Here is a 21,686-nt window from a genome sequence, read left to right on the forward strand (position 1 = left end):
GCCTTTTCGGCACGACACAGACTGCCCTGGCATGCAGGGATTCACGGCGTCTACGCCGGGAGTGGAAGCCATCCCCTTTGACGTGGCGCATATGGCGGTATATAGTTCCTGGCATTATAACGGTTTAGGATCCGCGCAGGCATGCTGACGCCCCCTGGGGAGAACGGGTATTCCATGGAACACGAAGACCTGGACCAGTTGAAAATCGACAAGACGGTCACTGCGCCCCGCTCCGGAACTTCCCGGGGGAGGCGCTTCTGGGCAGCGGGGATTCTGCTGGTCGTCCTGGCGGTCTCCCTCTACGTCAGTGGTGTGCTGCGCCCCGCTGAAACCGTGGAGGTCGTGACCGTACAACAGATTTTCCCTTCCCAGGGCTTTACCCTGCTCAGCGCCAGCGGCTACGTCGTAGCCCAGCGCAAGGCCGCGGTGGCTTCCAAGGCGACCGGTCGCCTGGTCTGGCTGGGGGTCGAGGAGGGGAGTGCCGTCCGCCAGGGGGACGTGATTGCCCGGATCGAAAACGCCGACGTGCTGGCCATCCAGTCCCAGGCGGCGGCGAACCTGAAGAACTGTCGCGCGGATCTGGACCAGGCCCTGGCGGAACTGCACGACGCCCACCTTTCCTTCAAGCGCTACACGATCCTGCTCTCCGATGGGGTCGTCTCCAGGGCTGACTTCGATGCGGCCCAGGCTCGCTACCGCAAGGCACAGGCCGCGGTCGCCGGCGCCAGGGCCGCCATCCGGTCGGCCTCGGCCGCTCTGGATGGCGCCAGGGTAGCGGTGGAGTTCACCTCCATCAGGGCTCCCTTCGACGCAGTGGTGCTGACCAAGAACGCCGATGTGGGGGATATCGTCACCCCCCTTGCCTCGGCGGCCAACGCCAAGGCGGCGGTGGTTACCATCGCCGACATGGGCTCCCTGCAGGTCGAGGTCGATGTCATGGAATCCAGCCTTGAGAAGGTCCGGGTGGGGCAACCGTGCGAGATCCAGCTGGACTCCTTCCCCGACCTGCGCTTTCGCGGAGCTGTCCACATGGTCGTGCCCACGGCGGACCGGAGCAAGGCCACCGTGCTGGTCAAGGTCAGGTTCCTGGACTTCGACCGGCGGATCCTGCCGGAGATGAGCGCCAGGGTGGCCTTCCTCTCCCGGCCGGTGGCAAACAGCGAACAGCGGCCGCGCACAACCATCCCCAGCGCTGCGCTGGTCCGGGGCCGCGGGCGAAACCTGGTCTTCCTGGTGGAGGGCGACCGGATCAAGGAGAAACCGGTTAACCTGGGGGTGAAGGTGGGTGACCTGGTGGAGGTGACCAGTGGCGTAAAGAGCGGGGACAGCCTGGTCCTGCGCCCCGCCGGCAGCCTGCGGGACGGTTCCCGCATCAGCATTCCCGAGAAATGAACCAGACAAAACCCGACATCGTCCAGATACGGAACCTCTCCAAATCCTATCGCAGGGGGAGCCAGATCATCCCGGTGCTGGAGGATATCAGCTTCCATATCCCCGACGGCGAATTCCTGGCTCTGATGGGGCCGTCCGGCTCGGGGAAGAGCACCCTGCTCAACCTGCTGGCCGGGATAGACTGCGCCGACTCCGGCAGCATCCTGATAGGCGGGGTGGATATAACCACCCTGGCCGAGAGGGAACTGGCCCGCTGGCGCTCCCTGCACGTCGGCTTCATCTTCCAGTTCTACAACCTGATCCCGGTCCTGACCGCCTTCGAGAACGTGGAGCTGCCGCTGCTCCTGACCCGCCTCTCCCGCGGGGAGCGGCGCGCCCATGTGGAGACGGCCCTCAGGGTGGTGGGGCTTGGGGACCGCATGGACCACTATCCCTCCCAGCTTTCCGGCGGCCAGCAGCAGCGGGTCGCCATCGCCCGGGCAGTGGTCACCGACCCCACCATCCTGGTGGCCGACGAGCCCACCGGCGACCTTGACCGCGGTTCGGCCGGCGAGGTCCTGGACCTTATGGAGCGGCTCAACCGGGAATCGGGCAAGACGATCATCATGGTCACCCACGACCCCCGGGCAGCGGAGCGGGCCCGCGTGATCAGGTATCTGGAAAAGGGCGAGCTGAGCGATGCATCTCGCTAAGCTGCTCTTCAGAAATGCCTTCCGCCACCGCCTGCGCACCTCCCTGACGATCCTCGGCATCACCATCGCCATCCTCTCCTTCGGCATGCTGCGCACGGTGATCAGCGCCTGGTACGCCGGCGTGGACGCCTCGTCCGCCAGCCGCCTGGTCACCCGCAACGCCATCTCCCTGGTATTCTCCCTGCCCCTCTCCTACAAAGAGCGCATCCGCCAGGTTGACGGCGTCCAGCAGGTCTCCTACGGCAGCTGGTTCGGCGGCCTCTACATCGACGAAAAGAACTTCTTCCCCAACTTCGCCGTGGAAACCGAGCAGTACCTGAAGCTCTACCCCGAGTACGTCCTATCCCCGGAACAGCTGGCCGCCACCATCCGCGACCGCAAGGGGTGCGTGGCCGGCCGCAAGCTGGCGGAGCGCTTCCGTTGGAAGATCGGCGACAGCATCGTGCTCAAGGGAACCATCTATCCGGGTGAATGGGAGTTCGTGCTGCGGGGCATCTACCGGGGCAGGGAAAAGACCGTGGACGAGACCCAGCTGTTCTTCAACTGGGACTACCTGAACGAGACCATGAAGAAGACGGTGCCCCGCCGGGCCAATCAGGTGGGCTTCTACATGGTCGGGGTGACCTCCCCCAGCAGGGCGGCGGATGTGGCCCTGGCCATCGACCGGCTCTTCAGGAACTCCCTGGCCGAGACCCTGACCGAGACGGAGAAGGCCTTCCAGCTGGGCTTCATCTCCATGACCGAGGCGATCGTCATCGCCATCCAGCTGGTCTCCTTCGTGGTGATCGTCATCATCATGGCGGTGGTGGCCAACACCATGGCCATGACGGCGCGGGAACGCATCGCTGAGTACGCGGTGTTCAAGACCCTGGGCTTCCGCGGCTACCACATCGCCGGCCTGATCCTGGGCGAATCGCTGCTGATCACCATGACCGGCTGCATCCTGGGCATCGCCCTCACCTTTCCGGCTGCCAGCGCCTTCGGCAGCGCCCTGTCCGCCTACTTCCCGATCTTCAACGTGGCCCCCTCCACAATCTGGCTGGACCTTCTGGCAGCCCTGCTGGTGGCGCTGGTGGCGGCGATCTTCCCCGCCTGGCGCGCCACGACCATCCCCATCGCCGATGGCCTGCGGAGGATCGGCTGACCATGGCCATACCCTTTTCCTACAGCCTGCGCAACCTCTGGACCCGCCGCCTGACCACGGTGCTGACCGCCTCGGGCATGGCCCTGGTGGTGTTCGTCTTCGCCTCCATACTCATGCTCTCCGAGGGGCTCAGGAAGACCCTGGTGCAGACCGGCTCAGCGGACAACGTGGTGGTGATCCGCAAGGGATCTGCCTCGGAGGTGCAGAGCGGGATCGAGCGCGCCCAGGCGGCCGTGGTGGAGACCGAACCCCAGGTGACCCTGGGCGAGCGTGGGCGCCGTCTCCTGGCCAGGGAGCTCTTGGTGCTGATCAACCTGCCCAAGCGGGGAAGCGGCACCACCTCCCAGGTGACCATCCGCGGCATCCAGCCGGAGTCGCTGCTGCTGCGCCCCCAGGTCAGGCTGATCAGGGGGAGGATGCCTAGGCCCGGATCATCGGAGATCATGGCCGGGGCCAGCATCGCCCGGCGATTCCGGGGAGGCGGCATGGGAGAAGTGCTGCGCTTCGCCATGCGCGACTGGACCGTGGTGGGAATCTTCGACGCCGGCAACCGGGCGTTCAGCTCGGAGATCTGGGGCGACGCCGACCAGCTCATGCAGGCCTTCCGGCGTCCGGTGTACTCCTCGCTGATCTTCAAGCTGGCCGACTCGTCGGCCTTTGGTGCGGTGAAGCAACGCATCGAGAACGACCCCCGCCTGACCCTGGAGGCGCGGCGGGAGACGACGTACTATGCCGACCAGTCGGAGATGATGGCCACCTTTCTCAATATCCTGGGGCTGTCGCTGACGGTGATCTTTTCCCTGGGCGCCATCATCGGTGCCATGATCACCATGTACTCCGCCGTGGCCAACCGCACCGGCGAGATCGGCACCCTGCGGGCGCTGGGCTTCCAGCGCAGGAGCATCCTTGTGGCCTTCCTGCTGGAGTCGCTGCTGCTGGGCCTGGTGGGCGGCTGCGTCGGCCTCTTCTTTGCCTCTTTTCTGCAACTCTTCACCATCTCCACCCTCAACTTCCAGACTTTTTCCGAGCTGGCCTTCAGCTTCACCCTCACCGTCGGTATCTTCTACAAATCGTTGCTCTTCTCCCTGATCATGGGATTCATCGGCGGCGTGCTGCCGGCCTTCCGCGCCTCGCGGAAGACCATCGTCGAGGCGCTGCGGGTGACCTGATGTTCTCTTCGTCTTTGACGTAAAGAGCAGGGCGGTATATAGTGCTAAAATTAAAATACATTTCAGGACAATATCCCAACATCAAACCAAATCTCGCGGTTGACTCAAAAAAACGTCAGGTAAATCCTCTGCAGTTAGGTCTCTATCGTAAATGGAAACATTCGAACGCCCATATAAGCAAGTCTCGCGCGTCAAAGCGCTATTGCTCTTCTTCTTCCGCCCCAAAGCATTTGTCGAGTTTGCAGCCGAGCACGACATCGCATGGCTACTTTGTGACAGTCCTGAAATAAGGGCTGACTACCTACGAGGCGAATACAAGCCCAACGTCGCGCAGCATCATGATGACGCCAAGCAAAGGGCGGAAGCCCTTCGTCGCTCACTACTCCATGCTGCAATGGTTGTCTTGGTCACGGCCTTACTTGGCCTCGTTACTGGGCTACTACTTCAACGTCAGGTCGGAATGCTTGCTACCTTTGCAAGCAATATTCTTCAGGCCGTCGCCGTAGGCATTATCCTTTGGGCCACACTTTGGCAACTCACCAGAGATCTTCAGAGTTTTGGAGGCAACAGCCTCCCGGAGCGTGTACACAGCTGGATCTTTAACGCCCTGTACATCATTGGCACATTTATACTATTCATCGTCTATGGCTGGCAGACCTAAGCATGCTATTAGACATAATGTCTGTCGGGGGGCGACCTCAGGGGTCGGGCTTGCTTTGTTGTTTAAACTGTATATACGCCCCCCATGGCCCGCAAACAAAGCATACACTATTGGTGAAAAAGCACTTGGTTCCAGACAACGGGGCAGAGAAGTTACTGAAGCCCGCACCCTGACAGCCTGGGCGGTCTCGGAGTTTTCCGACGCAACCATCAGGGAAACACAGGGATCAGGGAAACACAGGGGTCAGAGCTCAACACTTGACATACTGTTACGACCCGGAAGCTGCCCGAGAGGCGCTTGCCGACAAAATGGAAGAGGAAATCAAGCCGTTTCAGCGGGCGGCATGATCGAATAAAGAGGGATCGAGAGGCAGACCTGCGTAATTGCTTTACCAAATGCGGAGCTCTGACCCCTCAGCATGCTTACTCCGCGCTTACAGCAAATATATTACAAAACCCCAGAGGGTCCCCTCATGGCCAATCACCCCGCCTCCAAAAACACTGCTCGACATATGTACAGAAAATGGGTTCTGTTTGTGCGCAAACTGGGCTTCCCGCTGAAGATCACGCCACATATCCCAACCGCTTGCATAACGGGCAGTGTGGGAAAAACAACGACGTGCCGAATGGTTGCATCTATTTTGCGGGAAACGGGCAAAACGGTCGCACTGAGCACGACTCTCGGTACATATGTGGGAGACAGTCCTCGGTGTATCGGCGATTCTTCAAATGGCCGCCGCGGCAGTCGGTTGTTGGCAGAGCGCCAAGTTGACGCAGGGGTGTTTGAAATTGCACGAGGCGGTCTCATTAATGAGGGAATGTTGTTTTCCAACTACGATATCGGCGCGCTGCTGAATGTTTACGACAACCACATCGGCCTGAAGGGGGTTGAGTCTCGGGCCGATCTGGCCAAAGTAAAAAAACAGGTGGTGGTCAATGCCCGGAAAATGGCCATTTTGAACGCGGACGACCCTTTGTGTCTTGGGGTAAAGAAGGACATTCGTGCCGCGCGCACATGTCTGATCACGATGACTGCTGAGAGCCCCGTTGTGCGCGATCACATGTCCAGGGGGGGCGTAGCTGTTCGTCAGGAAGGCAACGGGGCAGAGGCGATGATCAGGTTGTACGAGGGCAACAAAATGGTCCTCTCCATGGCAGCTCTGGATATTCCTGCCAGTTGGGGAGGTCGATATCGGCCAGCAATCAACAATGCCATGTTTGCTGCAGCCATTACGTATGGGCTGGATGTTTCTACACAATCCATACGAGCGGGCTTGCGTAGCTTTCAGTCAGATGAGGTCAGCAACCCAGGCAGAATGAATTTTTATGACCATCTACCCTGCGGTTTGCTGATTACCTGGGCAGACGGCCCGGAGGCGGCCTGCGAAATTGCCGATTTTGTGTCCCTCCATACCATTTCAGGGAAAAAGCATCTGATGCTCGCGGCTATGGGAAATCGCCCGGATGCTTTCATCGTGGAGACGGCGCTGGCGTTTTCGGGCAGATTTGACAGCTACATCAGCACCGACTGGGAAGACTTGCGTGGGCGTGCGCCTGGGGAAGTTGCCGGGCTTCTGGCCAGCGGGTTCAAAAATGGCGGGGTCGATCAAAGCAGGATAGAAATCGCCACGTCGTATGATGATGGCTTGTCACGTGCATTTGCCAAGCCGTCTCAGGGGGACTTGCTCGTCATTGTGAGTTTCAGCGGCTGGAGGGCAAAAGAACAGGGCTTGTTCAAAAGCAAAAACATCCCATGAACGAGACATCGCACAAGGAGGCAGAAGCCATGGGAAGATCAGCTTCAGGTGCCGTGACGGCACTTATCACGATTGCCCTGCTCGCGGCTTTCGGCTGCGACGGCAATCAGAACACGACCCTGGCAGCGGCGGGCGACGGGCCGGCCCTGACCCGCACGCTGCTTTTGTCCGGGCTGGAAAAACCCTGGGATCTGGCCTTCACCCCCGACGGCGCCCTGCTGTTCACGGAGAAGTGCCGCGGGCTCTCGGCGCGACGTGCGGACGGCAGCGTGAAGCGACTGTTCGGCACAAAGGGCTCGGCCCTGGTGGCCGATGATCTCTTCTGCAGCGGCCAGAGCGGCATGAACGGGGTGGCCGTGGATCCGGACTTCACCCGCAACCGCTATGTCTACGTCTACATGGCATCCAGACTGAGCAACCCGGCGACGAACCGCGTCGTACGCCTGCGGGTGGATCGGGGTTATACCAGCGTGGGCAACCGCAGGGACATCGTCAGCGACATCCCCTTCAAGCACAGGGCCAACCGCTGGGGCGGTCCCGGAACCCACAGCGGTGGCCGCATCCGCTTCAGCCCAACTGACCGGTTCCTCTACGTCACCACGGGCGACAACCACAACGGCCCGCTCCCCCAGGACCTGACCCGACTGGGGGGCAAGACCCTGCGCATAGACCGCGACGGCAGAGCAGCGCCCGGCAATGCTACACCGGCTAAGGGCGATGGACGCATCTTCACCTGGGGACACCGCAACGTGCAGGGGATCGCCTTCCGTCCCGTCAGCGGCCAGCCATTTGCCTGCGAGCACGGCCCGGGACACAGCGACGAGGTAACGCCGCTCATCGCCGGGGGCAACGGCGGATGGGACCCGAAGCCCGGGCCGGGCGTTGCCTGCGAGGATGACTACTGCGGCTACGTCTCCAACAGGGCGGACGGCAGGCCGACGCCGATGACCGACCTGGACCGGTTCCCCGCGGCGCTCCCTCCCTCCTGGAACAACGGCGGCAGATCACAGGGGATGAGCCCCTGCGTCTTCCTGAGCGGCCCCCAGTGGAAGGGGTGGGACGGCCGGCTGGCGGTGGGCTTTTTGCGCGGCAAACGCATCGAGATGCTGCAGCTTGACAGGACGGGCAGGACTATTGCAACATCGACCGTCCCCGACATCCCGGCCGAGCGCATCCGCACGCTGGTCCAGGGGCCGGACAACGCTCTGTACGTATCCACCGACGGCGGAGAAATCTGGAAACTCACCCCGCGCCCCTGACCGCTTGAAGACAGGGGCTGTACGCTCGGCGTTAGCCTTCAAGGCGCACGGGTGGTAAGCGGTCACGCAGTCGAGTCCGATCCGATGAAATGCCGTACGGCTTTCTTTGATTTCATTTGATTAACCCTGCGTAATCAAGTAAAGTACCACCTCAATTCAGCCAGCGGCAGGAATCATCCGCCGCTGTTACCTCGCCCTGTTGCGCAACCAGGTGAAGTTTGGCCACTCGTGCAAGGTGAACGCACCTGCCGAGAAAGCACTCTCCCCTCACCTCTTCGACGATGGCGCACCGAACCTGAACGAGTGAGGGGGTGAGATGATGGAGTCAGATGAATGATTGTCGGTATCATCCCTGGAAATACGAGGCGTTCCCGTTGGCTCTGGCCGGCAGGGGCGTTTTTTTTGGCTCTGCTTCTGGCTGTACTGGCGTGGAACCGTACCCCTGATCCTCCCAAAGCCGACCCGCTGACCATGGCGGAGAGGGCCTGGCTGAAGGCTCATCCTGTCATCCGACTGGCGCCTGATCCGGATTTTCCTCCGGTGGAATATTTCGACAAGGACGGCAGGTACAGCGGCATAACCTCAGATTACCTGGCGCTTTTGGAAAAGAAGCTCGGCATACGCTTCGAGATCGTCCGCCTGCGTAACTGGGACGAGATCATCGGCAGTGCCAAACGCCGGCAGATCGACGCCTTTGTGGCCAGCACTACCCCGCAACGATCCGCATACACGCTGTCCACCACGCCTTTCCTGGAGTATCCCGCCGTAATCATTGCCCGCGAAAAGGTCAAGGGGCCGCTCACCCTGGAATCTCTCGGCGGGATGAGGGTGTCGGCGGTTTCGGAATATGCGACCCATGATTTCATCGCCGCTCATTATCCGAAATTGTTGCTGGATCCGGTCCCGGATATCAGGACCGGACTGCGGAAAGTGTCCTTCGGCCTGAGCGACGCTTTTGTGGAGAATCTGGCCACCGCCAGCTATTACATCGAACGAGAGGGAATCAGTAACCTGCGCATAGCCGGCGACTCCGGATATGTGTACAGAATGGGATTCTGCTCGCGGAACGACTGGCCGGAACTGAACCGCATCCTGGAGAAAGGAGTTGCCGGAATCAGTGCCGAGGAGAAGAGAGCCATTTATAACAAATGGATTCCCCTGGAGCACAGATCACTGTTCAGCAGCAGGAAATTCCAGATCGGCCTCCTGGTTGTTTGTGCGGCGATTCTCGCGATTGTCGTCGGAGTCATTGCCGTGAACAGGGCACTTGCGCGGCAGGTCAGGCTGAGGACGGGGGAACTGGAAAGCGAACTGGCCCGGCGCAGACGCATGGAAGAAGAGCTGCGCCGCGCGCGGGAAGAACTGGAGAAGCGGGTCGAAGACAGGACGGTGGAGGTGCGAAACGCCAACGAATTGCTGGAACGCGAGATCACCGTGCGCAGGCGGAACGAAAGCGTCATCATGGCACGATTGCGCCTGCTCCAGTTCGCCGGTACCCACACCCAGGACGAACTGCTGGAGGCCACCCTGGACGAGGCCGAGGCGTTGACCGGAAGCGTGATCGGTTTTTACGTGCTCGTCCTGGATGATCAGAAAACACTGTCGCTTCAGAACTGGTCCACCAGGACCAAGAGGGATTACTGCAAGGCGGAAGGGAAAGGGCTGCACTACGACATCGCGCAGGCCGGGGTCTGGACGGATTGCATCCACCAGCGCCGGCCGGTCATCCACAACGACTACGGCTCCCTCTCCCATCGCAAGGGGTTGCCGTCGGGACACGCTCCCCTGGCCAGGGAACTGGTGGTGCCGGTCTTCCGCGGTGAAAACATTGTGGCGATTCTTGCCGTGGGCAACAAACCGACCGACTATACCCCCCTGGACGTTGAAGCGGTTGTCCTGCTGGCCGATCTCGCCTGGGAAATCACCGAGCAAAAGAGGATGGAGAAAGAGCTGCTCCTGTCCCATTTCTGTATCGACGGGGCAGCCATCGGCATCTACCACACCACACCCGAAGGAACTATCCTGAACGCCAACGATTTCGCCTGCCGGAGTCTCGGTTACACGCCAGACGAAGTGCGCGCACTGAAAGTCAAGGATATCGATCCGGTCATAACAGACGAGAAAATAGCCGAAATCAAAAGATTGTTGGAGAGCACCGGCTCCGTTACCCACGAATCGGTTCACCGACGAAAAGACGGGACGACTTTCCCGGTGGAGATCGTCACCAATTCCCTGGAGTTCCAGGGCAGAGTGTACGGCTTCTCCTTTGTCAGCGACATCACCGAGCGCAAGCGTGCGGAGGAGACGTTACGGGAGAGCGAGTCGCGCGCAAGCCGAAAACTGGACAACATTCTGGATCCCGAGGGAGACACGGCTGAGCTGGATCTGGCCGATATTCTGGACGCGCCGCAGATCCAGGCGCTCATGAATGACATGTACCGCATTACCGGCCTCAAGATGAGCATCATCGATCTCAAGGGGCGGGTGCTGGTGGATATGGGATGGCAGGGTATCTGCGCCAGATTCCACCGTGCCCATCCGGAAACCCTTAAGAATTGCATTGAAAGCGATTCGGACCTTACCGTGGGAGTTCCCCGGGGGGAATTCAAGACGTACCGATGCAAGAACAACATGTGGCACCTGGTCACCCCGATCATTGTCGGCGAACGACACCGGGGCAACCTCTTCATGGGGCAGTTCTTCTTCGAGAACGAGGAGATCGATTACGACCTCTTCCGCCGGCAGGCGAGGACCTACTGCTTTCCCGAGAAGGAATACATCGCGGCCCTGGAAAGCGTGCCCCGTCACAGCGAAGAGCTCGTGAACCAGGGGAAGACCGTTTTCCTGAGGCTCATCGATATGTTCTCGAAGCTGAGCTACGCCAACATCAAGCTGGCGCATTCCCTGGCCGAGCGCGACCAGTTGACGGCAACGCTGCGCCAGGCCAACATGGTGGTGGAAAACAGCCCGGTGGTGCTGTTCCGCTGCAAGCCGGTTCCCGGCTGGCCGGTGGAGCTGGTGTCACGGAATGTGCTGCAGTTCGGCTATACGCCCGAAGAGTTCATGTCCGGTGAGCGCGATTACGCTTCCATCGTGTACCCACCGGATCTGGGATGGGTAACCGGCGAGACGGACGAGTACGCAGCAACGGACGAAGGGCAGCTGCGCCAGGAATACCGGATCCTCACCAAGGCGGGGGAGATCCGTTGGATCATCGATGAAACGAATTACGAGCGAAACGAAGCAGGGGAGATCACCAACCTGGAGGGGGTGATCATCGATGTCACCCAGCGCAAGCGGGCCGAGGAAGAGCTCCAGCGGCAGCAAAGCCTGCTGAAGGAACTGAACGACACGCTGGAGAGAAGGATCGAAGAGGAGGTAAAGAAAAACCGGGAAAAGGACATCCTGCTCATCCAGCAGAACCGCCAGGCAGCCCTGGGGGAGATGCTGGACCACATCGCCCACCAGTGGAAACAGCCGATCAACTCAATCTCCCTCATCGCCCAGGATATGGCCGACAGCTCATCCTACGGCGAACTGACTGATGGGGATGTGCAGACAACCATCGACAAAATCATGTCGCTCCTGGAGCACATGTCCCAGACCGTCGATGTGTTCAGGGGTTTCTACCGGCCGGACAAGGAAACGAAACTATTCAGCATCAGGGACGCCATCGATCAGGCACTGGTATTCATTACGCCGGTTTTCAGATACGAGTCCATCGCCATAGAGCTCGACGTGGATGGGGACATGACCGCATTCGGCTATCCCAAGGAATACGCACAGGCGCTGCTCAACATACTGGCCAACGCCAGGGATGTGTTCAGAAAAAGGAAAACAAGAGAACCCAGGGTGCTGCTGCGGGGGGTCGGGGAAGGCGGCAGATCGGTTGTCACCATCACGGACAACGCCGGCGGTATTCCCGAGGCGATTATTGACAGGATCTTCGATGTGTATTTCACCACCAATGAGGCGAGCGGCGGAACCGGAATCGGTCTCTATATGTCGCGTAATATCGTTGAAAAGAATATGGGCGGAAACCTGAGCGCCGAAAACGTGGAGGGTGGCGCACGCTTCAGAATAGAGCTCCCCAGCGCCTGAAATTCCCTAGACGGGACGCCGGTAACGGCTGTAGTATGGCGCTTCCCCGGCGAGCGCGACGCTGCGGCGAATCGCCTGCGGCACCAGGCACGACAATACGGGTGACCCCGGCAGCCTCTGAACACGACATCCCGGCACCACCTTGAAAGGCAACCCCATGACCGCATCAACCCTGCTCTACTTCCTGGGGGTCTCCATGGCCCTGACCATCGCCCCCGGGCCGGACAACATCTTCGTCATGGCCCAGGGGATCACCCGCGGCAGGAAGCAGGCCATCGTCACAGCCCTGGGGATGTGCAGCGGCGTCAGCGTGCACACCACGGCGGCGGCCTTCGGCATCTCGGCCCTGTTCTACTCCTCGGTGCTGGCCTTCAACATCGTCAAGTACGCCGGCGCGGCCTACCTGCTCTACCTGGCCTGCATGACCATGAAAGAGCGTTCCTCGGTGCGCCTGGCCGCCGACGACGACCGCCCCCTGTCAGCCCTGTTCAAGCGCGGCTTCATCATGAACGTGCTCAACCCCAAGGTGGCCCTGTTCTTCCTGGCCTTCCTGCCCCAGTTCGTCTCCCCCGCCGCCGGCTCCGTGCCGCTGCAGATGCTGCTTCTGGGACTGATCTTCATGCTGCAGGCAGTAGTCATCTTCTGCGTCATCGGCTATTTCTCCGGCGGCATCGGCGGCTATCTCCTGGCCAGGCCGAGGATCGCCCGCTCCTTCGACTGGCTGACCGCCGGCGTCTTCGCCTCCCTGGGGATCAGGCTGGCCCTGGCGGAACGTTGAGAAAATACGCAAACGAAAAACGCCGTGTCCCCCTCTCCTGGGGGGCACGGCGTTTTTCTGTTCCGTTCCCTGGTGTACTTGTATCCGTTCCGTTCCGCTCCATGCATACTGCCCGACACTGCACGGAGTCGCGCCGTTCGTACCTGACCTGACTCAGCAACCGCGGCCTCTGCCGGACCGCACGGGAATTCAGTGACGCTGTATGGCCATGTCGATGGCATCGGACATGCTGTCCAGAAGCGACAGGTCAATGGCCTGCAGGCTGACTTTCTCCAGCGAGCTCAGCTCCAGACCGGCGTTGGAGCAGGCATACTCGGGTGATACCCTGGCCAGTTGCCGGAACTTCTTGTCGGTAATGACCCTACCCAGGAAACTTTCAACGGCTTTCTGTGACATATGGACCTCCGCAAAGACTGTCCTTGCTGGGGACACAAACTTAATGAAGTTGGTTCTGTTACCAGTATATACACGTACTGTGCCAAACAGGCAACAGCTTGCAAAAGCGGATAGTTAGCGATTCAAGGCAGAAATATTTCGTCCGAAATCCGGACACTATGTGCACTGTGGGGACAGAACAGGAAGGATTTGAGCATGAAGACACGCTGTTCATCTCCGCCGTCTCCGCGAGCATCGGTTCTTGGGTTTAGGCGGCGGAACTGGGGCTGGGGAGCACTCTTCCCCTGCTTCTTTACGCAGAGAACCGCAAAAACGGTAATCAGCTCTCATGTTCACAAACGAAATGTTCCGTTTGGAATATTGACCGGGGGCCGGTCAAATACAATGTTGAGCGACAAAGGAGAAAAATGCATGAATGGAAACTTCTTGCGCATCCTGCTTGCCATGCTGGTTTTTATTGGTGTTTCAGATGTTTCATTCCTGTCTGCTGAAACATATGAGTGGACTGATAGCGATGGTTCTATACATTTTAGCGACACACCACCCTCTAGCGGCAAACATCCCATTGTGCAAAGAGACGATACAACAGTTACGCCGTCAACACCTTCAAAAAGATCATCGAGAACTTCTTCAACCGTAACTAAGCAACTCTCTAACGAACAACTACCGAAGCTCTTCACACCCGACACTTCTAACCCGGCAGTTGCTGCTTTCGTTGCATGGCATGCAACCGTCATCAATGGGGATTTTGCATCCTTCCGTGCCCTCATGCCAGTGATGCCAAACATCTCTAATAATATGGTAAAAAAAATGTTTGACCAAATCCACTTGACTGCACCAAAGTCAACTAAAATTACAGAACCAAAACAGAATGATCGCGACACTATTGAGTTCACCTCTGTAGGTTGTAATGGAAATAGACCTGTAGTTAGCGTCGTTTATGTCAGGAAGATAGACGAGATCTGGCGTGTTGCCGGCTCGGGCTGGGGTCCATCATGGAATTCAAAGATATCAGAGATCGTTAAATGTCCATAACACTCAACAAAGTAGTGGCGCCGGGGTCAGACATGAACCATGGACCACCTTGTGGTGCCTGGCAGTGAAGATAAAATAGAGTGTATCCATCCTTTGCCGGGAGCACACCATGACCGTTACAGGATAATCGCCACACGACACCGATCCCCCTCTGGACATGATGGCACGGGAATGCTACGGTTCCTGCTCCGAATCAAGGAGGAACCACACCGTGCCCCCCACCGAACAACTCCTGTCCCGCTACCACTCCCGTTCCGCCGACCAGCGCCGGGTCATGCCGATGCTGGTGCAGTTCAATGACCGGGGCTTTGCCCTGGGGAACGCGTGAGGGGCGGCCCGCTGGAACGGTTGCGCCTGCTGGCCCACGAACTGTCCGGCGCACTGGGCGACCTGGGCACCTTCCTGCCGCTGGTGCTGGGGGTCCTGGCGGTTGCCGGCTACGACCCCGCCTCCATCTTCACCCTGTTCGGGCTCTACTACCTGGCCACAGCCCTGCTGTTCCGCATGCCCATGCCGGTCCAGCCCATGAAGGTTGCCGCCGCCGCCGTGCTCACCGGCAGCGTGACTCCCGGGCAACTATCGGGCGCCACCCTGTTCATGGGTGGCACACTGCTGATCCTCTCCCAGACCGGCGCCGCCGAACGCCTGGCCGACCTGGTCCCCCACCCGGTCAGTAACGGCATAATGGCCGGGCTGGGCGTGTTGCTGGGCATACTCGGGTTGCGGCTGGTTGCCGGGGAACCGCTGATCGGCCTGGTCACGCTGGTGGCCATGGTTCCCCTGGGCTTCAACCGACTGCTCCCCCAGGCCCTGGTCGGACTCCTGATCGGTGTGGGCCTGAAATGGGCAACCTCGGGAACACCTGAGCTGCCTGCCTGTTCCGCCACTCTGCACCTGCCACAACCGGCCCTGCCCGCCTGGGGCGACATCTGGCGGGGAACGCTCGGCGTCGGGCTGCCCCAGCTCTCCCTGACCCTGGTCAACGCGGTGATCGTCACCGCATCATTGGCGAAGCGGCTCTTCCCCGACAACATGCGCGCGACGCCGCGGCGTCTGACCCTCTCCATGGGGGTTGCCAACTGTTTCAGCGCCCTTTTGGGCGGCTTCCCCATGTGCCATGGAGCCGGGGGCCTGGCAGGGCACTACCATTTCGGCGCCCGCACATCCCTTCCGGCGCTGCTGCTGGGCAGCGGACTGCTCACCCTGGGGCTCTTCTTCGGCGACTACGGTGGCAGGCTGCTGGCCCTGGTTCCCCCGGCTTCCCTGGGGGCGCTGCTCTTCTGGAGCTCCGTGGAGATGGTCCGCGGTTGCGGAAGACCGGGAGACCGGGGTGAATGTGCCACGGTAGCTCTCACCGCGCTCATCACCATCGGGGGCAATGTGGCCCTGGCTCTGCTGGGGGGGATCGTCTTCGACCGGCTGCGCCGCCATTTAGGCGACAGGTAAAAACAGAAACCATAGATTCGGGGTGAAACGGCTCAGGAGGGGCGGGATTGGGAATATGTTGTGGAGGGCACGACTGAGGACGTTCAATGCAACCTGAAAAAGCAGTTGTTCACGCAAAGTCTCAAAGTTCGCGAAAAAAAGCAGCTAGATACATAAAAAAAACACTCGAATCACCTGTTTGGTGAAGCATGACTATTTAACAACTATTTGATTTCTTTGCGTCTTTGCGCCTTTGCGTGAGATGAATTGCCGTTTTCAGACATACTGGTGAGGCAAACGCGGGGGGCAGATCCAGGATCTGCCCCCCGCGTTCAACATATCAGAGATCCACATCCAGCTCGTTCTGGACCAGCTGCTCCCTCACCTGCCGCTTGCGGATCAGAACCAGCTCCGCGTCCTTCATCTTCATCACCGCCGGCGCCTTGCGGTGGGAATTGTAGTTTTCCGGCGACATGCTCTCTGAATAGGCCCCGGTCCCGCCGATGACCACGTAATCGCCGATCTCCGCCTCGGCCACCTGCACCGGAACGATGGTTCCCTCGTTGTCCAGGCGCACCGAGTCGCCGCTCTCGCAGCAGCGCCCCACGATGCCATAGGGTGTGGCAGTGCCGACGGAGTAGCTGTCATACTCGCTGGAGCGCAGGGTCCCGTCCTGCCCCACGATGGAGATGGGATGCTCGGAACCGTACAGGAGCGGCCGGGACAAGAGTTCCATGCCGCCGTCCACCAACAGGAAGTTCATCTCGTTGGTCAGTTTCTTGTCCATGACCCGGGTGATGATATAGCCGGAATTGGCCACCACGAAGGTCCCGGGCTCGATCTCCATCCTGAGCGCCCGGCCGGTCTGCTCCTTGAACTCCTTCAGCCTGGCCGCGGCGTAGGTTCCCAGCTCGTTGATATCGGCCTGTTTTTCCCCCGGCATCCTGGCAACCTTCAGGCCGCCGCCGAAGCTTACCGTACCCGCATCGGGGAAGTAGGAGCGCACGAAGCCCAGCTCGCGGTCGATATTCTCCCGCCACTTCTCGGGATCGCCGCCCGAGCCGATGTGCACGTGCACCTGGGTGAAGCGCAGCCCCTTATCCCGGGCCATCTCCACCACCGTGGGAATGTCGTTCAGGTGCACGCCGAAGCAGGAGTATTCGCTCCCCGTATCCCTGGTCTGGCTCTCCCCACCGCCGGAGGCGCCGGGGTGCACACGGATGGAGAGATCGATGCCAGCCTGTTTGGCGAAGTCGGCGATCAGCCGGTACTGGGTCAGGGAACAGACGTTGTATTTTAGGCCGTTGCGGATCATTCCTTCCAGTTCCTCCCGCTCCTGGCCAAGAGGGACCTCCTGGGTGGTCAGCATCATGCGGTCATAGGGGATGCCGGCGCTATGGGCCCGGGCAGCCTCGTCCACGGACGAGCAGTCCAGGTCAAGCCCCTTGCCGGTCACCACGCGCAGGACGGTCCGGTCGGAATTGGCCTTCATGGCATAGCGCACGTGCAGGCCAAAGGCGTTGGGCATGTTCAGCAGCTGGTCGCAGCTCTGTTCGATGAATGCCCGGTCGTGCAGATACACCGGCGTACCCCATTTTTGGGCAATCAGCGGAACAAGCGCTGCGTCGAGTCTGGTTGGTCCAAAGTGATTCTGTGTCATTGGTGATCACTACCTCTCTCGTGTGATATAAAAAAAACGGTTTCGAACCTGGATGCGGCAGGTGGAGCCGTACTGCGTTCGCCCCGGATCATTCTCCCCAGGTTTCCCAGACAATGCCGATCCACTCCTCCAGGTACAGATCCAGATACTCGCGGCTGATGGCGCTGGCGTGGGGCGTGATCAGCACATTGGGAAGCCTCCAGAGCGGCGAGGAAGGGGGGAGCGGTTCCTCGCGGAACACGTCCAACCCGGCTCCCGCCAGGGGGCCGTCCCGCAGGGCGCTGATCAGATGCTCCTCGCGATAGCAGCTGCCCCGGCCGAGATTGTACAGATACGAGCCCGGTTTCATCAACTGGAAATGACGCTGGGTGAACAGATCCTCGGTCCGGGGGCCGCCGGGGAGCATCAGCACCACGTGGTCCGCCAGGGGGAGCTCATCTTCCAGGCTGTCGAAGGTCACCACCCGCTGGGCAAAGGGATCGTTCTCGAATCCCTCCCTGCTGCGCTTGACCCCGGTGATGCGTGCACCAAAGGCCCGGATCAGCTCCGCCATCTGGCGGCCGATGGCGCCGTAGCCTATGATCAGTATCTGCTGGCTGAAGAGCGAAGAGCTGCCATCCAGGGCGTTGCGGTCCCAGAGCCGGTTATTCTGGTTCTCACGGCAGTGCCCCAGGCGGCGGTTGAAATAGAGCATCATGGCCAGCAGGCTCTCGCGCATGATGCGGCCGTGGAACCTGCCGTAAAAGTTCCTGACCCTGCCGGATGGATCGGCGGGGACCCAGTCTCTCCCGGCTGCCGGGGTGAATACCGCCTCCAGTCGGGGCAGCAGTTCATAGCGGTCGGCCCTGAACTGCCAGGTCAAGAGCCAGTCCGCCTCGCCCAGCAGATGGCGCAGTTCATCCCTCCCGCCGGCCTCCAGCAGGTTGACACCGGGAAAGGCCTGGCGTATGCGCTCCAGGTGGCGCGCCTGTATGGAGAAAGAGGCCACATCGCTCTTCAGGTGTACCAGGAGATTCTTCTGTAGCATGAGTACCCCCATGGAAGCCGATTTCTGCGTAGGTATACCATCCTGAGATTCGGGGCATCAACCAAATAGTTGCGCGAGCCGGAAACGATTTCTCGTCAGGAGCCGCTTCCGAAGCGTTTTTCCGTTTCAGCTCCCCTCCGGTTTCCTGTATCATTGCGTCATTTCAGGAGGTATGAACCATGATCGAACTGCTCCGCAAACGCCGCAGCATCCGCTGCTATACCGATGAACCCATAGACCGCGCAACCGTCGACCTGCTGATCGAGGCGCTGCTGCGCGCGCCCTCCTCGCGAAACATCAACCCCTGGGAATTCATCGTGGTTGACGATCGCGACCAGCTGGTACAACTCTCCCGGGCCAAGGAGCACGGCTCCGACTTTCTGAAACAGGCCCAGTTGGGCATCGTGGTCTGCGCCGACGCCAGGAAGAGCGACGTGTGGGTGGAGGACTGCTCCATCGCCTCCATACTCGTGCAGATGACCGCCCAGTCACGGGGGCTGGGGAGCTGCTGGATCCAGATCCGCAAGCGTCCCCATGACACCACCGCCACGGCGGAAGAGTACATCCGGAAGATCCTGGGCCTGCCGGAGCATCTCAGGGTCCTGTCCATGGTCAGCATCGGCCTTCCCGCCGAACAGCGCAAACCGCTGGGGGCGGACGAACTCCCCTGCCACAAGGTCAGGCACAACCGCTACGACGAGCCGTGGCAGCCGTCGGGCAGGCCCTGACGGGGGAGCGGCAATGGCCGATTCCCCATTCGATTTCGACAGCATCGTCGACCGGAGCAACAGCGGCAGCGAGAAGTGGGACAGGTACAAGGGGCGCGACATCATCCCGCTCTGGGTGGCGGATATGGACTTCCGCTCCCCCCCGGCAATCATCCGGGCCCTGCACGAGCGGGTGGACCACGGTCTCTTCGGCTACACCCGCCCCTGGCAGGGGGTGACCGATGCGGTCATGGAGCACCTGGAGCGCGACTTCCACTGGAGGATCGAGGCGGAGTGGATTGTTTGGCTCCCCGGCTTGGTCTGCGGCCTGAACGTGCTCTGCCGGGCCGTGGGAGAGATTGGTGACGACGTGGTCACCCTCACCCCGGTCTACCCCCCCTTCCTGTCGGCCCCATCCCTCTCCCGCCGCAACCTGGTCACGGTTCCGCTGGTTCTCCGGGGCACGCGCTGGGAGGCTGACAGGGATGAGCTGGAGCGGGCCATCACCCCCCGCAGCCGACTGCTGCTGCTCTGCTCCCCCCACAACCCGGTGGGGCGCTGCTGGACGAGGGAGGAGCTGCTCGGCTTCGCGGATCTGGCCAAACGCCACAATCTGGTCATCGGCTCCGACGAGATCCACGCCGGCCTGGTCCTTGATCAAGAGAAATGCCACCTCCCCCTGGCCACCCTCTCCCCGGACGCGGCCAGACGCACCATCACCCTGATGGCCCCCAGCAAGACCTTCAACATCCCCGGCCTGGGCTGTTCCTTCGCCATCATCCCGGACCAGGGGTTGCGCGACAGCTTCAGGAAGGCCAAAGCGGGGATCGTTCCCCACGTGAACAGCCTCGGCTACACCGCAACCGAGGCTGCCTACCGCCATGGTGGGGAATGGCGCCTGGCGCTGATCGACTACCTGCGGGACAACCGGGACCTGGTGATCCGGGCGGTGGGGCGCATGCCCGGCCTGTCAGTCACGCCGGTGGAGGCCACCTACCTGGCCTGGATCGATGCCCGCAAAAGCGGGATCGACCATCCGGCACGCTTCTTCGAGCAGGCCGGGGTGGGGCTCTCCGACGGAGCCCCCTTTGGAGCCCCCGGCTTCGTGCGCCTGAACTTCGGCTGCCCCCGCCCCCTGCTGGAGGAGGCGCTGGGGCGTATGGAGCGTGCTTTGGCGCGTCCCTGACAGCCTCACCCCCCTGCAACAATCAGAAACAGTGCAATTTAAGTATGATACAAACTGTTTTTTACAGCAGTGACAGAAGGGATACCGGGGATAATCTACAAGAAACGAGGGGGGTTCGATGTCAAGGGGTACGCCCGATTCCGACCTGTTTCATCCGCTGGTTGTCAGGTAGATGCCGGAGAAGATCAGCGCCATGCCGGACAGATGGAAGAGGTGGAACGACTCGCCCAGAAACAGGACCGAGAGGATCGTGCCGAACAGCGGCATGAGGTGCACGAACAGGCCGGCCCTGTTAGCGCCCACCTGCACCACCGCCCGGTTCCACATGATGAACGCCAGCACCGAGGCGAACAGCCCCACATAGGCCAGACCGACCACTACCGGGGCGGTCAGCAGCACCCTCCCCCCCTGCCCCAGTTCCCAGAAATAGAATGGAGCCAACCCCAAAAGACCGACCATGACCATGACGGTCAGGACGCCCAAGGGATGGGCGCCGTCCGGCAATCGCCGCAGCAGCACCGTGTAGAGCGCCCAGCAGACGACCGCCAGCAGCACCCACAGATCGCCCCGGTTGGCCTGGAACGACACAAGCGAGCGCACATCGGCCCGGCAGATGATGGTAATGACCCCTGCCAGGGAGACCAGCACCCCCAGCAGCTGGCGCCGGGTCAGGGCGCCCTCGCCGAAGAGCCATGAGAGCAATGCAATGAAAACCGGGATGGTGGAGTCAATCAGGAGCGCATTGGTTGCGGTTGTCGACTGGAGGGCGATGTAGAGCAGGGTGTTGAAGCCGGCCACCCCCAAAAGCCCGTTCAGGGCGAGGAGCCTCCAGTTGCGCCGAAGAAGCGGCCATTGCCGGCGCAGGATGGGCCAGGAAAGGGGGAGCAGGATGGCAAGCGCCACGGCCCAGCGCCAGAATGCCAGTGAAATGGGGGGAACGGCGCCCCGCAGTCCTCTCCCCACCACGAAATTTCCGGACCAGATCAGGGAGCTCAGCACCAGCAGAATATAGGGGGAGCGGGAAAGTCGCATCACGCACCAACGTCAAAGAAGATTATTGCCAAGCATGGTAGACGTTCTTCGCCATGGATTCAACGCTAACATCATGCAGGGGAACAATTTTCCCTTCCCCTTCAGGGGCGTGGAACACTCACTATCAAGCGCGTGGCGCGAAGGATCAAGGAAGACGCATAACCCGTTAACCCTGAAGGTGTGCCCGTAGTCGGAACGCCGCAGAAAAGCCCCCGGTTCCCGCTCCATGAACCGATCAGGGAGTCCGAACGCATGAGCATCCGGAG

17 protein-coding genes are annotated in these 21,686 nt (G+C 60.7%); 13 read left to right on the forward strand and 4 right to left on the reverse strand.

What is annotated here, in order from left to right; translation table 11 throughout:
• The first annotated feature begins 174 nt into the window (after positions 1-174).
• From PPRO_RS09835 to PPRO_RS09885, 9 genes are all read left to right on the forward strand, one after another.
• Positions 175-1,392, forward strand: a complete 1,218-nt coding sequence (locus PPRO_RS09835) for an efflux RND transporter periplasmic adaptor subunit (RefSeq protein ID WP_041532714.1) — start codon at positions 175-177, stop codon at positions 1,390-1,392.
• Positions 1,389-2,084, forward strand: coding sequence for an ABC transporter ATP-binding protein (locus PPRO_RS09840; protein ID WP_011735858.1), 696 nt, complete (start codon positions 1,389-1,391; stop codon positions 2,082-2,084). The genes PPRO_RS09835 and PPRO_RS09840 overlap by 4 nt, the downstream gene beginning before the upstream one ends.
• Positions 2,071-3,228, forward strand: coding sequence for an ABC transporter permease (locus tag PPRO_RS09845; RefSeq protein ID WP_011735859.1), 1,158 nt, complete (start codon positions 2,071-2,073; stop codon positions 3,226-3,228). Before PPRO_RS09840 ends, PPRO_RS09845 begins: the two co-directional genes overlap by 14 nt.
• 2 nt (positions 3,229-3,230) lie before the next feature.
• Positions 3,231-4,397, forward strand: coding sequence for an ABC transporter permease (locus PPRO_RS09850; protein WP_011735860.1), 1,167 nt, complete (start codon positions 3,231-3,233; stop codon positions 4,395-4,397).
• 151 nt (positions 4,398-4,548) lie between these two features.
• Positions 4,549-5,058 (forward strand): hypothetical protein, encoded by a 510-nt coding sequence (locus PPRO_RS09855; RefSeq protein WP_011735861.1) that lies wholly within the window; start codon positions 4,549-4,551, stop codon positions 5,056-5,058.
• Positions 5,059-5,530: 472 nt separating this feature from the next.
• Positions 5,531-6,814, forward strand: a complete 1,284-nt coding sequence (locus tag PPRO_RS09860) for a Mur ligase family protein (RefSeq protein WP_011735863.1) — start codon at positions 5,531-5,533, stop codon at positions 6,812-6,814.
• 29 nt (positions 6,815-6,843) lie between these two features.
• Complete coding sequence (locus PPRO_RS09865) at positions 6,844-8,073, forward strand: PQQ-dependent sugar dehydrogenase (protein WP_011735864.1); 1,230 nt, start codon at positions 6,844-6,846, stop codon at positions 8,071-8,073.
• A gap of 402 nt (positions 8,074-8,475) precedes the next feature.
• The gene (locus PPRO_RS19510; protein ID WP_198138256.1) at positions 8,476-12,174 is read left to right on the forward strand and encodes a PocR ligand-binding domain-containing protein; all 3,699 of its coding nucleotides are present in this window, start codon (positions 8,476-8,478) and stop codon (positions 12,172-12,174) included.
• Between the two features lie 157 nt (positions 12,175-12,331).
• Positions 12,332-12,952, forward strand: a complete 621-nt coding sequence (locus PPRO_RS09885) for a LysE family translocator (protein ID WP_011735866.1) — start codon at positions 12,332-12,334, stop codon at positions 12,950-12,952.
• Positions 12,953-13,141: 189 nt separating this feature from the next.
• Here the strand turns inward: PPRO_RS09885 and PPRO_RS09890 are convergent, their stop codons facing one another.
• On the reverse strand, positions 13,142-13,348 hold the full coding sequence (locus PPRO_RS09890) for an Os1348 family NHLP clan protein (protein WP_041532247.1): 207 nt from the start codon (positions 13,346-13,348) through the stop codon (positions 13,142-13,144).
• Positions 13,349-13,759: 411 nt separating this feature from the next.
• Between PPRO_RS09890 and PPRO_RS20170 the strand changes: the two genes are divergently transcribed.
• The gene (locus PPRO_RS20170) at positions 13,760-14,383 is read left to right on the forward strand and encodes a DUF4124 domain-containing protein (RefSeq protein ID WP_198138257.1); all 624 of its coding nucleotides are present in this window, start codon (positions 13,760-13,762) and stop codon (positions 14,381-14,383) included.
• 324 nt (positions 14,384-14,707) lie between these two features.
• Positions 14,708-15,829 carry a putative sulfate/molybdate transporter gene (locus PPRO_RS09895; RefSeq protein WP_011735868.1) on the forward strand — a complete coding sequence of 374 codons (1,122 nt, stop codon included), beginning with the start codon at positions 14,708-14,710 and terminating at the stop codon, positions 15,827-15,829.
• Positions 15,830-16,148: 319 nt separating this feature from the next.
• Here PPRO_RS09895 and PPRO_RS09900 read toward each other — a convergent pair whose 3' ends face one another.
• A complete protein-coding gene (locus PPRO_RS09900; protein WP_011735869.1) occupies positions 16,149-17,468 on the reverse strand; it encodes a diaminopimelate decarboxylase in 1,320 nt (439 codons plus the stop codon).
• A gap of 88 nt (positions 17,469-17,556) precedes the next feature.
• The gene (locus PPRO_RS09905) at positions 17,557-18,495 is read right to left on the reverse strand and encodes a D-2-hydroxyacid dehydrogenase (protein ID WP_011735870.1); all 939 of its coding nucleotides are present in this window, start codon (positions 18,493-18,495) and stop codon (positions 17,557-17,559) included.
• Positions 18,496-18,674: 179 nt separating this feature from the next.
• Here PPRO_RS09905 and PPRO_RS09910 point away from each other — a divergent pair, with 179 nt between their 5' ends.
• Positions 18,675-19,223 (forward strand): nitroreductase family protein, encoded by a 549-nt coding sequence (locus tag PPRO_RS09910; RefSeq protein WP_011735871.1) that lies wholly within the window; start codon positions 18,675-18,677, stop codon positions 19,221-19,223.
• Positions 19,224-19,236: 13 nt separating this feature from the next.
• Positions 19,237-20,388: a MalY/PatB family protein gene (locus PPRO_RS09915; RefSeq protein WP_011735872.1), complete on the forward strand. Its 1,152-nt coding sequence runs from the start codon at positions 19,237-19,239 to the stop codon at positions 20,386-20,388.
• A 150-nt stretch (positions 20,389-20,538) separates the two neighbouring features.
• Here PPRO_RS09915 and PPRO_RS09920 read toward each other — a convergent pair whose 3' ends face one another.
• Positions 20,539-21,420 carry a DMT family transporter gene (locus PPRO_RS09920; protein WP_011735873.1) on the reverse strand — a complete coding sequence of 294 codons (882 nt, stop codon included), beginning with the start codon at positions 21,418-21,420 and terminating at the stop codon, positions 20,539-20,541.
• Between the last annotated feature and the right edge of the window lie 266 nt (positions 21,421-21,686).

Source organism: Pelobacter propionicus DSM 2379, from assembly GCF_000015045.1.
Taxonomy (GTDB): Bacteria; Desulfobacterota; Desulfuromonadia; order Geobacterales; family Pseudopelobacteraceae; genus Pseudopelobacter; species Pseudopelobacter propionicus.

What these genes read in the sequence shown, in the direction of transcription:
- PPRO_RS09835 (WP_041532714.1), top strand. Translation starts at nt 175, where the DNA reads ATGGAACACGAAGACCTGGACCAGTTGAAAATCGACAAGACGGTCACT.
- PPRO_RS09840 (WP_011735858.1), top strand. Translation starts at nt 1,389, where the DNA reads ATGAACCAGACAAAACCCGACATCGTCCAGATACGGAACCTCTCCAAA.
- PPRO_RS09845 (WP_011735859.1), top strand. Translation starts at nt 2,071, where the DNA reads ATGCATCTCGCTAAGCTGCTCTTCAGAAATGCCTTCCGCCACCGCCTG.
- PPRO_RS09850 (WP_011735860.1), top strand. Translation starts at nt 3,231, where the DNA reads ATGGCCATACCCTTTTCCTACAGCCTGCGCAACCTCTGGACCCGCCGC.
- PPRO_RS09855 (WP_011735861.1), top strand. Translation starts at nt 4,549, where the DNA reads ATGGAAACATTCGAACGCCCATATAAGCAAGTCTCGCGCGTCAAAGCG.
- PPRO_RS09860 (WP_011735863.1), top strand. Translation starts at nt 5,531, where the DNA reads ATGGCCAATCACCCCGCCTCCAAAAACACTGCTCGACATATGTACAGA.
- PPRO_RS09865 (WP_011735864.1), top strand. Translation starts at nt 6,844, where the DNA reads ATGGGAAGATCAGCTTCAGGTGCCGTGACGGCACTTATCACGATTGCC.
- PPRO_RS09885 (WP_011735866.1), top strand. Translation starts at nt 12,332, where the DNA reads ATGACCGCATCAACCCTGCTCTACTTCCTGGGGGTCTCCATGGCCCTG.
- PPRO_RS09890 (WP_041532247.1), bottom strand. Translation starts at nt 13,348, where the DNA reads ATGTCACAGAAAGCCGTTGAAAGTTTCCTGGGTAGGGTCATTACCGAC.
- PPRO_RS20170 (WP_198138257.1), top strand. Translation starts at nt 13,760, where the DNA reads ATGAATGGAAACTTCTTGCGCATCCTGCTTGCCATGCTGGTTTTTATT.
- PPRO_RS09900 (WP_011735869.1), bottom strand. Translation starts at nt 17,468, where the DNA reads ATGACACAGAATCACTTTGGACCAACCAGACTCGACGCAGCGCTTGTT.
- PPRO_RS09905 (WP_011735870.1), bottom strand. Translation starts at nt 18,495, where the DNA reads ATGCTACAGAAGAATCTCCTGGTACACCTGAAGAGCGATGTGGCCTCT.
- PPRO_RS09910 (WP_011735871.1), top strand. Translation starts at nt 18,675, where the DNA reads ATGATCGAACTGCTCCGCAAACGCCGCAGCATCCGCTGCTATACCGAT.
- PPRO_RS09915 (WP_011735872.1), top strand. Translation starts at nt 19,237, where the DNA reads ATGGCCGATTCCCCATTCGATTTCGACAGCATCGTCGACCGGAGCAAC.
- PPRO_RS09920 (WP_011735873.1), bottom strand. Translation starts at nt 21,420, where the DNA reads ATGCGACTTTCCCGCTCCCCCTATATTCTGCTGGTGCTGAGCTCCCTG.